This is a genomic window from bacterium (assembly GCA_040753085.1).
Lineage (GTDB): Bacteria > UBA9089 > JASEGY01 > JASEGY01 > JASEGY01 > JASEGY01.
This window is the reverse complement of sequence record JBFMHI010000065.1, coordinates 1-13825: the sequence shown is the minus strand read 5'-3', so window position 1 is coordinate 13825 and position 13825 is coordinate 1. Positions and strand designations below refer to the sequence as shown.

General features: G+C 51.4%; 3 protein-coding genes. 1 reads left to right on the top strand and 2 read right to left on the bottom strand.

The genetic code is table 11. The features are described 5' to 3' along the window. Positions 1-122: 122 nt before the first annotated feature. Entirely contained in the window at positions 123-260 is a 138-nt protein-coding gene (locus AB1797_08160; protein MEW5767583.1) for a hypothetical protein, read from the bottom strand. Positions 261-327: 67 nt separating this feature from the next. On the opposite strand from AB1797_08160, the gene AB1797_08155 reads away from it, so the two are divergent. Then, positions 328-12435, top strand: a complete 12108-nt coding sequence (locus tag AB1797_08155; GenBank protein ID MEW5767582.1) for an Ig-like domain-containing protein — start codon at positions 328-330, stop codon at positions 12433-12435. Positions 12436-13592: 1157 nt separating this feature from the next. Here the strand turns inward: AB1797_08155 and AB1797_08150 are convergent. Further along, positions 13593-13825, bottom strand: a 233-nt coding sequence (locus AB1797_08150) for a hypothetical protein (GenBank protein ID MEW5767581.1), incomplete at its 5' end; no start/stop codon positions are given.

The window sequence follows — 13825 nt, the reverse complement described above, 5'->3', positions numbered from 1 at the left end:
GAGACGGATTGACACGGATAAAAATTTATTAGAAAAAATCCGTGAGAATCCGCCAAAATCTGTGTCATCCGTGTGCTATTCTATCATTCTCTTCGTGGCTTAGTGGCTTTGTGGCTGAACGGTTACCCCAGATTTTTCCAGATGGCACAGATGTAATCGTTCACCACAGAGACACAACCTCGATGCTCGATCCTCGATGCCCGATACTCGATACTGGATCCTTTACCAGCTTCGAGCATCGGGCATCGAGGATCGAGCATCGAGCATCATGTTCAGTAATATCACACTACGCCACTACACTATTTATTCGAAGGAGGTGTCCTGCCAATGATGAAGCAATTTCTTAGCCTAACAGTCATTTTTACTTTGGGGGTAATATTTTGCCGTCCACCTGCTTATGGTGGTAATTTTTATCCGGTTGATGCCTTAGGTGAATCGCGGACCAGATCAATCGCCTTAGGGGACATTGATCTCGATGGTGATCTCGATCTGGCAGTGGGAAACAGGGTGGGTGAACCTAATCTCATCTATTTCAACGATGGAACCGGCTATTTTCGGGACTCAGGCCAGCGATTAGGTCAGGCCGCCACCATTGATGTGGTTTTGGGAGATTTAGATAATGATGGAGACCTTGACCTGGTCGCCGGAAATCAGGATGAAGACAATCGGGTCTACCTTAATAATGGGCAGGGTTATTTTTTCGATTCCGGTCAAGCCCTGACCAGCTCTTTTACCCATAGTTTGGGCCTGGGTGATTTAGATGGTGACGGAGACCTTGACCTGGTAGTGGGAAATCGGTATGGGAACCCGGATCGGATATTTACCAACGACGGTCTGGGCCACTTCACCGACTCTGGCCAGGCCTTAGGACAATTTAATACCATTAGTTTGGCCTTAGGTGATGTGGACGGGGATGGTGATCTGGATATCGCGGCCGGACACAGCGGGGGAGAGGCTGACCGCATCTATTTGAATGACGGCAGGGGGGTTTTTACTGATTCCAACCAGGATTTGGGGGTTTGCTGCCCCACCACGGCTATTGCCCTGGCCGACATGGACGATGACGACGATCTTGATCTGGTAGCGGTTGACTTGGGTCACTCTAATTACAAGATATATCTTAATGACGGCTTAGGAATCTTCACCCTTTGCGAAGAGGCATTAAATCCCAATTCCAATACCTACGGACTGGCCATGGGAGACATAGATAAGGATGGTGATTTAGACATCGCCATCGGCTCTTACGGACAGCCTAACCGGATCTATTTTAACCAGGGAGATTGCCGCTTCTCTGATTCCGGTCAGGCCCTGGGTAAGGCCAACACTTACGACGTGGTCCTCGGAGACCTCAATGCCGACGGCTACCTGGACCTTATTGCCGGGAACGACGGGCAACCGGATATAGTCTATCTCTATGACCCAACTGAGCCTGCCTCAAAAGCCGTTTCTCCGCCCTATGTCAATTCCTCTCCTATCAAGGTAAGTTTTGAGGCCTCTGATCCGGACGGCATTGCCAAGGTCAGGCTCTTCTTCAGAAAAGATGGAGGCCAGTGGAGAGACAGCGGTCTTATCCTTTCCGGAAATCAGGGGACCTTTGATTTTCAACCCAGTGGAGAAGGCAGGTATGAGTTCTTTACCCAGGCTATTGATAGCCGGGGAAGCATAGAATCTCACCCGTCTGAAGCTGACAGCCTGACTATTTATGACATCACTGCCCCTCGCTCCCAGGCCTTAACCATACCCGAATGTGTTTGGGAATCTGAAATCTTGATCCCCTTTGAAGCCCGGGATGTTATGGACGGGATCAAGGAGATCAGACTTTACTACCGTCGGAATAATGGGCCCTGGGTGGACAGTGGATTAGCTAATCAGGGAACTATCGAAGAAATTTTGGTGCCGGATCCAGGGCCATGTTGTGCTGATGGCACCACCACTTCCAGGGGAGAAGCAAGCCATGGGACCTTCAGCTTTATCTTCCCTGGCGAAGGCAAATATGAATTCTATACCATCGTGGTTGATATGGCCCAAAATACCGAGTCTTCACCCGAAAAACCGGATATTGAAACCTATTTTGATCTAACGCCACCTCCACCCCTGGAGAACCTTAAGGTCGTCGATACCCCGAACGATTTTGGCCGGAGCCTCACCGCCACCTGGAAGGCATCACCTGCTTCAGACCTCGATCATTACAATATCTACCTGGCCAATTCACCCATAGAAGACATTCAAGGACTATCTCCCATTCTGATCATCTCCTATCCGAAATCCGAAATCCCTACTACTAAGAACTATGTTGATTATTACGTGGCCGTAACAGCCGTTGATATTTGTGGCCACGAAAGCCAGGCCGCGAGATTTGGCCCGGTTCAATCAACTGATGATTCAGACCGCCTGGCCCCTGCTTCTAAGGTCTCTTCTCCCCAATGTGTCTTAAGCGGAGACATCTATCTCACTATTGAGGCGGCTGATCGCCAGGGAAGCGGGGTAGCCAAAGTAGACCTCTGGTATCGAAAGGATAAAGGCAGTTGGAGGCCCAGCGGGCTTTCCACCTCAGAGGTCTCGGCTACCCTGAACTTCACCCCACCGGGACCAGGTGACTATGAATTTTATAGTATCGCCATTGACCGGAACGGAAATACAGAAACCCCACCGTCTATTCCTGATTCCATCACCTACTTTGGGAAAACTCCACCGCCGCCCATTGGCAATCTGAAAGTGGTTGATACCCCCCAGGATTCCGGCTTGAGTCTGATAGCTACCTGGGACCCCAGCCCGGTGGAAGACCTTGATCATTACCATATCTACCTGAGCCACTCAGCCATAAAAGACATTCGAGGACTGACTCCAATTCTGACCATTCAAAATCCGCTATCCACCATCCCTACCCTCAGAGACTATTTAGATTACTACGTGGCCGTGACCGCGGTTGATATCTGTGGTAATGAAGATCCTGAGGTGATCGACTTCGGCCCGGTTCACTCCATCAATAATGCTGATATAAAGGCCCCCTATTCTACGGCCTCATCGCCGGAATGTGTGGCCACCGGGGACATACCGGTCAGGATTGAGGCCGGGGATGACAGCGGGAGTAATCTGGCCGAGGTGGTTCTTTGGTATCGTAAGGATGAGGGAGAATTTCGGGAGAGCGGCTTTTCTACTGATAAGCCGCGGGAGGTCTTCTTTTTCACCCCTTCGGGAGAGGGGGTCTATGAATTCTACACCATTGCCAGAGACCGAACCGGCAATACAGAATCCAGACCCTTAACCCCTGACTCACGCACCTACTGGGGCACCATCCCCCCACCGCGCCTTAACTATGTCAAAGCCATTGATACCCCCAACGACACCGGCGGCTGGCTGACCGTGTCCTGGGAAAAAAGCCAGGCAGCAGATTTTGATCATTACAAGGTCTACCTTTCGTCTACACCTCTGAATAACATTTTAGGATTGACTCCGGTTATTCCGGCTATTTACGATCGATCCGTAACTATGGCCATTGTGCCTACCCCAGAAGACTATTTAGATCAATACGTGGCCGTGACCGCGGCTGATGTCTGCGGAAATGAAATCCCTGACCCCATCTGGGCCGGACCGGTCGCCTCTATTGACAACTTTGACATCACCCCCCCTGTCTCTTATGTCTCCTCTCCGCTGTGTGCGGAAGAAGAGCCTATTATAATTGACCCCTTTGAACTGCAAATTCAGGCCTACGATGACCGAAGTGGTGTGCGCCAAATCGAGCTGTGGTTCCAAATAGATGGGCAGGGATGGCAAAAAAGCAATCTTGTGGCGAAGTGTCTCTCCTGCACCCTCGACTTCTTCCCGGAAAGACCGGGCACCTATCAGTTCTACACCATAGCCGTTGACAGGGCAGGCAATCGGGAATCCCCGCCTGACCAGCCAGACTCACTTACTTACTTCGGATTTACCCCTCCCCCGGCGGTGGCTCATCTTAAGGTGACCGATACCCCTAATGACACTGGAGGCAGCCTGACGGTCATCTGGGACCCTGTTTATGTAACTGATTTTGACCATTACAATATTTATCTCTCTTCTGAGCCTTTCTCCGATTTTTCTATTCCGCCATCTCGGGTACCCACGAAGTGGGTGCGCATTCCCCATTTCAGTTCGGCGACCATAGCCAAAATACCCACGCCGAAAGATAACGTCGATTACTATGTGGTGGTGACCGCCGTAGATATATGTGGGAACGAGACCCCTTATTTTGCCTCCTTCGGCCCGGTGCAATCCCAAGACAACACCATGGAATTATGTCCTCAGCTCTGCCATGGGGCCACCGTCTATGACGCCACCCCCCTCTTCTGCTGGGGCATTGACCCGGAGGCCCAGTTTCTCCTTCAGGTGGATGACCGCAATGACTTTCTCTATCCGCTGGAATTTGAGATAAACGTAAGGCTCAGTCCGACTACTTTTACCTACGATACGCCGGATACCCTGGCCCTTAAGGTTAAACCGGATGGAAGTCCCAAACGATACTATTGGCGGGTGGGAGGAGATGCTGTCACCTGGAGTCAGGTGTGTGAATTCACCTTGTCTGCCCCGGTCCTTGTCTCACCTGCCAGGGGGGAATCCGTTATCTGCGGCCGGCCGACCCTGCACTGGGATGAAATAGCCGGCCCGGATGCTTATCTGATTGAAATAGATGACCAACCTGATTTCCTTTCTCCTTTAATCAGGGCCTGGGATGAAAACAACTATTACACCCCTGGCGATTGGGCCACGGCCTCAGAAGCTGGGGCTGATTCCCTGCCGGCCGGTAAATACTACTGGCGGGTAGCCGGATATGAAAAGGGGAAACCCTACACCAACTGGAGCCCTGTCTGGGAATTTACCATTGGCCGGATAGAATTGATTTCTCCCTTAGAGGCCAGCCAGACCAACAACCCCGCCCCCACTTTTTCCTGGAGGCCGGCCACTGAACTCAGCGAGAGCGGCTATTATTTACTCCAGATAGCCAGCAGCAATTATTTTGGGGACTCCATTGTGGTTGAAGAACGAATTGACGCCCCCCTCACGGCTTATACCCCGACCAGCCTCACCGCCCTGAAGAACGGGACCTATTTCTGGCGGGTAAGGGGTGTTCCGGCTAAGGATGGGGAGTGCCCGGTTGATTGGAGCCTGATACGTAAGGTGATTATCGACCAACGTCTTTTGGAAGGCCCGGACGCGCCGGTGCTTCGTCTCCCTCCTTGCGGAGAAAAGGTAAATACCTCCAGCCCTTCTCTTGTCTGGTATGAAGTAAGCACACCCAGCGCCATTCCGGCCCTTTACCAGATTCAGATCGACCACGATGGGAGTTTTTCCATTCCTGATTCTAATGATATTGACATCTCTGTCAGCCGGCTCTCCAAGACCACTTACTCTCCTTCACCCCTCCCGGATGGCCTCTGGTTTTGGAGGGTCAGGGCCATTGACCCAGGCAATAATGATATGGTCAGCAACTGGAGCGAGGTCTGCTCCTTTGTGGTCGATACCACCGGCCCGGGGGCGCCCGGGCTTACTTCACCGGCCAATAATGCCTGCATCCGGGATACCACGCCGGAATTTAGCTGGACACTTATGCCCCCCGCCGGCCTTCAGGTCACCTACCGGGTGGAAGTGGATACCGATGAATTCAAGCCTCCGCTGATATTAAGAAGTAATATCTTAAGCTCGACCAGGTATACTTCTCCCCTGGTCCTGTCATCTGATCAAACCTATTATTGGCGGGTAGTGGGTATTGATGAGGCCGGAAATGAGAGCCTTTCCCTTCCCTTTAGTTTTCTGGTAGACATCTTTCCGCCGACCTTCCCGGCCAATGAGGTTATCTCTGATATGCCGGCCCCCGGCATAGCCATCAACGATCCGACCCCCACCTTTATCTGGAAGCCCTGGCAGGATAGTTCCGGCCGGAAGCTAACTTATGATTTTGAACTCGGTGAACTCGACTCAGGGTTTAATTCACCCCTGGTTAGTGTCTCTGATCTAACTGAGCCAACCTATACGACGGCCCTGTCTGACGGAGACTACATCTGGCATGTGCGGGCCAGGGATTGTGCCGGCAATCTAAGTCCCTGGAAGACCCAGATGGTAACCATCGATACGGTGCCACCCTGTCCGGTTCAGCTTCTTTCTCCCCTGAATGGAATCTCTGTGCCTGATGCCACGCCGACCCTGGATTGGGAAGATGTAACTGATGCCAAGTTCGACCATTATGTCATTGAAGTCCTGGATGAAGGCGGTCGTTTGGTGGCCCAGACACCCTTTAATACCAAAACCATCTCCGTGTTTAATATTATAGGGGCCTATGCCCTGCCAGACGGGATAATCTATCAATGGCGGGTCGGGGCAGCCGACAAGGCCGGCAACCTCTGCTGGAGTCCGGTCTGGAAATTCAAGGTAGATACTACCCTGCCGCCTGATCCCAGACCCATCAGCCCGGAACATAATAGCTGCTTATCCACCTCCACCCCGACCTTTGACTGGGCGGATGTTAACCGGGGAGAAGAGGTGCTCAGCTATATCTTTGAGCTGGACAACGATCCCCAGGTGAATTTCATCAATCCGATGGTCTCGGTGCCTAATCTGAAGGAATCAACCTTCACCCTGCCCCCGGCCTTTAGACTGAAGGAAGGACATTACTACTGGCGGGTGAGGAGCACAGACGCGGCCGGTAATATCAGCCCGGGCAAGATAATGTTTAGCCTGACCATTGACCGAACCCCATCCGACATGGTCGTTATCTCTTCCCCGCCTGACGGCATCCTGACCAACGACGATACCCCCACCCTGGACTGGGATGAACCAGAAGCAGGCCTTTCTTATCAGATCCAGATAGACGATGACCCTGATTTTTCTTCGCCCCTTCTTGATATAGCTGATTTTACCGAACCCACCTGGGAAGGCAGTTTTATCACCATCAGCCCGGCCCTGCCGGAGGGGACCTATCACTGGCGGGTCCGTTCCTTTGATTGTGCCAAGAATGCCAGTGAATGGAGCTTTTCTCAGCGTTTTACCATTGATACCACCGCCCCTGACGCCCCGGTTCTTCTTGCCCCTGAAAACTATGCCTTGCTCAGAGATAAGACCCCGCTCTTTCAATGGTGGGAATTGGCCGACTCAGTCACCTTAGGGGCCGATTATGCCGAAACCGTATTCTACCTCATTCAGATTGAAACCGATGAAAACCTGACCGACGGCTTTGATGAGGCCATTAAATTTTCTACTGATCCGCGGGATGGGCCAGAGGTTTATCAGCCCCGACTCTTTCAACTGAACCCCTTTCCTAACCTGGTTAATTTTACACCTTCTCTTTTACCCGGCATTGGGTCGAAGAAGATCTTCTACTGGCGGGTGTTCGCCCGGGATATGGCCGGCAATGAGTCCACTTATTCCGCTACCTGGGCCGTAATCATCGACCCCCACAATGACTCGGCCCCCACTTTGGTGGCTCCAGCGGACGGCACCTATACCAGGGATGCCGCCCCCTTCTTTGACTGGTCTGATGAAGATGAGGCCACCTACCACCTTCAGGTGGATAATAACATTGACTTCCGTTCTCCGGAAATAGATGAATCAAAGCTCACGCGCTCCAGCTTTACCTTTACCGTGCCCCTGCCTGACGGGACTTACTACTGGCGGGTCCGCACCATTGATACGGCCGGGAATATCAGCCCCTGGAGTGAGGATGTATGGAGGCTTTACATTGATACGGATATGAGAGAAAATCTGGTGCCGATATTAGTCACGCCGGCTAATCGGGATACCATCGATTACAACCGACCCCAATTTGACTGGGAGCCAATATCCGACCGCTCCGGGGTGGAATATACCCTCCAGGTGGCCGCCACACCGGATTTTGCCTCACCTTTGATTAACCGGAGCGAGATCAAAGAGAGCATTTTCGAGTCGCCCTTTGAGCTTAGTGAGGGCGTTTACTACTGGCGGGTGGAAGCCTTTGATTCGGCAGCTAACCAGAAGAACTGGAGCGTAACCTTTACCTTCACTATTGATCAATTGCCTCCCCTGGCCCCGACTCTGCTTTCTCCCTTAAACGGAGATGAGGTGAACAATGCTTATCCTACCTTTACCTGGACCGAAGTGCCCGGGGCCGCTACCTACATCTTTGAGCTGGATCGGAATGATGATTTCTCCTCTCCCGAGGTCTACGCCGACAAGCTTACCCATCCCGCCTACACCGTGAAAGGTGTCCCTCTTCTTTTGGGGAGCGTTTACTTCTGGCGGGTAAGGGCCGTAGATGATGTGGGCAATATGAGTCCGTGGAGCGATGTCTGGTCAATGCGCCGTATCCCGACTTATATTAACAGGATATTAGATGATAACCCCCCTTATGATCCTCTGGTGATTAACCGGGATACCACCTGGGAGGTGAACGGCAGTCCTTATGTCATTGAGGCGGCCACCATCGTGGAAGAAGGGACTACCCTGACCATCAAGCCGGGGGTGGAAGTGCTCTTTAGCCCCAAAGATGAGGACCAACTACAATTTATGGTCAAAGGCACCCTGAAGGCTGACGGCACCGAGGAGAATAATATTACCTTTACCAGTGTGCCTCATTGGGAGAGCCTGGTCGAGATTAATATCCTTCCTTCCAGTCGCGCCCCATCTAGCGCCCCCCAGAACCAGTCTCCTGATGCCTCTGATGAATCAGGGTCTTATCGGCCCTTCCGCTTCAGTCCGGCCGTCCCCGGAGACTGGCAGAGGCTTCGCTTTGCCCCGACCAGCCGGAACTCTTCGCTGAGTTTTGTCCATATAGAGTATGCCGGCCTATTACAGGCTAAAGAGGGGAAGTTCTACCGGGGAAGTTTAGAGATCGACTCTACTCAAGTGCAGCTTGATCATGTCACGGTCACCAATAGCGCTGGATATGGCCTCCTTTATACCGGCAGCGCCCTTCCGGCCACCACGGATTCAAGCCCCTCTGATACCGGCAGTATCACCCCGGTAACTCCAGATTCAAACCTCCCTCAGGCTGATCGTGTTCCCCCAACAACCGCCGATTCAAGCGGATCCAAAGGCTGTCTGCCGGCCAAGGCCGCTGGCCGTAATGCGTCGGTAATCACCACTTCAAAATCCGCCGCGGCCGGTGACACTATCCTGATAATCACCAATTCAAACCTGTCTGACAATGGAATGGATGGTATTCGTCTTCAGGCAGCCGGGGGAGAGATAAGGATCGAAAACTGTCAGGTCTTAAGAAACGGCGGCTTTGGGATAATAAACGAGGGCAATTACGAAAAGGGCAACCTGACCGATCTGATAGTCTTAAACTCTAACATCTCCTCCAACCGCCAGGGTGGAATATACAGCAACTCCAGGGCCTCGGAAGATATTAGAAACAACCGGATCGCCAACAATAATGGTTGGGCTGTCCACAAAGGCGAGGATTCATTATACCCCGGCATTGGGGGATATGTGATTGAAGGAAACGAGATTACAGGCAACCTTCATAACGGCATCTTTATCGAGGCGGCCTTGCAGATAAAGGATACTGTCTGGAAATCCAGCGCCCCTATCTACTTTGACTATATCCTCATCTCGCCCGGGGTGAAACTTGATATTGAACCCGGGGTCATAGTCAAGACCACCGGCGGATTTAAGGTGGAAGGTAAATTAACCGTCCGGGGGGAAGAAGATAATAAGGTGGTTATTACCTCTTACTACGATGACGCATTTGGAGGGGATACCAATGGGGACGGATTTTCTACCGGCCGCATCTCCAAGCCGGGAGATTGGGCCTCTATCATCTTTGAACCGGGAAGCCAGGGGTCTTTAACTCAGACGGTCATCCGCTACAGTGAGGAAGGGATTATACTCAGGGATGCCTCCCCGGATATTATCGGCTCTGAGATATCCTACCACGTCCAGGGGGCGATAACCCTGTATGGGAGTGCCTCTCCCCTCATTAAAGACAACCTCATTACCTTTAATGATTCAGAAGAACGGGATAAAGACCTGGGCGTGATTGCCACCTTCTGCCAGGCCGAAACCAGACCCGTTATTGAGGGCAACACTATTTCTTATAACGTTGGCTATCCCTTGGATATTACGGCTAATCTGGCCGCTTATGTCAAGGATAATTTTATTAGGAACAACTTTCCTAATGCCATCCGTATCTGTGGAGATATTACTGATCCCTCAGTGGTCTGGAAAGAGACGAGTTGTCCTTTCTTCGTCAGAGAGGGGCTGAAGGTAAATAATGGCTCTCTCTGGAAGATAGACCCGGGGGTGACCATAAAATTAGGGGGTCCGGTCTATATCAACGGGTCAGGTCAAATTCTGGCCCGGGGAGAGACAGCGCGGCCGATATATTTCACCTCTTTAAAAGATGATACCTTAGGTGGAGACACCAACCAGGATGGAGGTGCCACCACGCCTGGAAAAGGCGACTGGGGAGGAATTACCTTTAACAATGCTACCAGCCGTGGAACCCTGGACGGCGTAGTTATTCGCTATGGGGCGGTAGGTGTGGAAGCTGTCTCGGCCTCGCCTCTAATCAGTAATTCCACGATTTTTGAGTGCGGCACCGGCGTGAGCTGCCGGCTGGGTGGCTCGCCCCAAATAACTAAAACGATCCTCCCAAATAACGACTATGGAGTCTTTTCCACCACCGGCTCACAGCCGGTTATAACCGGCTGTGAGATTACAGGGAACCTCCGGTTCGGTGTAGTAAATACCGACGAGACAGTAACTATTAAAGCCGAAAACAATTGGTGGGGAGATGTAAAGGGTCCCCTGGATGATTCCCCCGGTCCTCCTTCCTACAACCCTTATGCCAAAGGAGACCGGGTAAGTGACTATGTTGACTATCTGCCCTGGGAAGAGAAGAGTCGAACGCCGGTGGCCTCAGCCGGAGAAGATATCACGGTCACGACCCTAAATCTGGTGATCCTGGATGGCTCGGCCAGTTTTGATCCAGACGGAGAAAATATCTTCTTCCGCTGGACCCAAATAGAAGGACCTGAGACAATTATTTTGGATCAGACCGTTCAACCTACCTTTACCCCTCAGGATATAGGGGTATACCGGTTCCAACTGGTGGTAATAGACGCGGCCGGCCGCAGCAGCCTGCCGGATGAGGTGAAGGTAACCAGTGTCCTGCCTAAGGGACATATCCCCTTGAAACTCGATCAAAAACTCTATGTCAAAATCCCGGGAGAGACCTTTGAAATCAGGGTAGAAGTGGGAGATAGGCTCCATCCGGCCCAGGACCTATTTGGCGTGGCCTTCAAACTGAATTACAGCCGAAGCGATATCCTGGACTTTGTCTCTGCTTCGCCTGGGGGTTTCCTGAGTAGCAACCCCGATGATCTGGTCTTTATGAGAGACGAGGTGGAGTTAGCTAAAGTTGACGAAAAGGGAGGTCAGATAAATATTGGGATATCTCGGAAGCGGGGTGTGCACCAGATAGGCGTGGGAAGCCCGGCTGAAGGGGTATTGGCCTATCTGAGGTTCAAGCTTAACTCAGGAGCCGCTAAAGGAGAGCAAATTGAACTAACTTTCAGTGACGTCACAGCTACTGACCACAATGGCCGGTCGGTGGGGTTATTTCCCATTGGCTCAAAGATTCAGGTAGGCCAGGGCCAGCTAATCACGGCCACGGTCTGGCCGGGGGATACCAATAATGACGGCTGGGTAGATGCCAAAGACGTGCTTCCTATTGGTCTCTACTGGAAGCGGACCGGCCTGATCCGCCCCGGGGCCGCTACCGACTGGAAGTCCCAGCAAGTTACCGCCTGGAGCCCGCTGGAAGCCACTTATGCTGACGCCAACGGAGACGGGGTGGTGGAGGCCAAAGATGTTCTACCTATCGGGTTGAACTGGCATAAAAAAGCCGGGAGCGGGGAGGAGGGAGCAGGGAGCAGAGAGCCGGGAGCCGGAAGCAGAGAGCCGGGGAGCAGGCTATCGGACAATTTAGACTACTCTCAGTATCTGGAAGCCTTTCGAGCCTTATACCAGGCCCTTAATGGGGGCAATCTAATCGAGGCGGCTGATTTAGAGAACTCAAAACCCGACGACCCGCAAGCGGGTGCCCTGAACCCGAAACTAACCGAGGCAGAGGCTGAGATTAAGGCCTACCTGGAAGAACTCATCCAAGCTGGTTTAAGTCACCAGATTCCTGCCACCAGCCGTATCTCCCAGAACTACCCCAATCCGGTCAATCCCGAAACCTGGATTCCTTTTGCCCTTTCGGAGCGAGAATATGTCACTATCAATATCTACAACCTTAGCGGGCAGTTAGTCCGAATTCTGGAGATAGGTGAATTGGAGGCAGGAACCTATGCCTCAAAAGCCCAGGCCGCCTATTGGGATGGAAAAGACCAATCCGGTCAAGAGGTATCCAGCGGGGTATATCTTTACCGGCTTCAGGCAGGCTCTCAGGTGAGCACCAGGCGGATGATTGTTCTGAAATAAGCGGCCTATCCCAAAACGTATCTACTCAAAATGTATCTACTCAGAATCACGTTGAAAACTTGTCAATTGCGAACCCGAACGGAGTGAGGGAGGGAGCAATCCCTCCTGTTTCAATCCCTCCTGTTTCGCCTTCGGCTCGCAGTCCTCGCATTACGACACAGCCTCTTCAAGGGTAACTACTCAACTTAGTTTTGAGTAGTTACCTCAAAATCAAGTTAAAAAAGTAAGCTCATTACAAATTATAGTGCTATAGGTTAAGTTTCATCTCCTTTTGTACCCGACAGGGTCGGCATAAGAGCTTCCCCTCCCTTGATGGGAGGGGTTAGGGGAGGGTGAAATAAACAACCCTTTTCACCCCTCACCCTATCCCTCTCCCATTAAGGGAGAGGGAATTTTGCTTTGTCTCCCAACTAACTGCTTAACTTAGTTTTGAGTAGTTACAAATTGAGGAAGTGTTTGCCCACGAGGTTTTCAGATTGCTGAACATGTCCACTCTCCTCCGCCGAAAGCTACCGACCGGTATGATTAGAGATTACAAACAATTCCCTTCAAACCTGAAAGGTTTGAATTTTACATAACCACAGGTGAAACCTGCGGAAGGCGAAACAGCTACGAACATCCCAACCCTGAAAGGGTTGAATTCTATGCGATGGATAATATTCGACCCTTGCAGGGTCGAACGTTGCGATTTATTTCCGTAGATTACATCTACGGCTATTTAAAATTCGACGCTTTCAGCGTCAGTAGTCTACAACCTAACCATACAGGTCGAAAGCTACTTCCCCTGAAGTTACCTGCGAACATTATAATGGTACAAATTATTGTTCAGGTGACTAGGTCGAAAGCTACTTCCCCTGAAGTTACCTGCGAACCATTCTATGACGATCTCTCCTATGGGAATAAGGCCTTTCTTTTCCACTTGATGGCCCAATCTGGCGTGATCATCTTGGGACACCACTTCCCCCAAAATTTTCCTCTTTTCCTCTTTTCCTCAACTTTTCGCTTGACTTACTCATTTTTATATGCTATAATCCACAATCATTAGGCTCAAAGCACTAAAAAACATCTGGGGGGCACTTCTATGACACTTCTTCCGAATCACCCTGAAATCAAAATTCAAATCAAAATTCCTATCAGCAATTCCTATCAGCTTCCTATCAGCTCATTAGGCTCAAAGCACTAAAAAACATCTGGGGGGCACTTCTATGACACTTCTTCCGAATCACCCTGAAATCAAAATTCCTATCAGCAATTCCTATCAGCCTATCAGCAATTCCTATCAGCGTCCCCTCGCGCAGCAGGACGCAGCGGTAGCCGAGTCCGTTCATCGCCTTCATCGCGGCGGGCGAGTCCACGATGCACAGGTTGGCGCAGAAGCCGGTGTAAATCA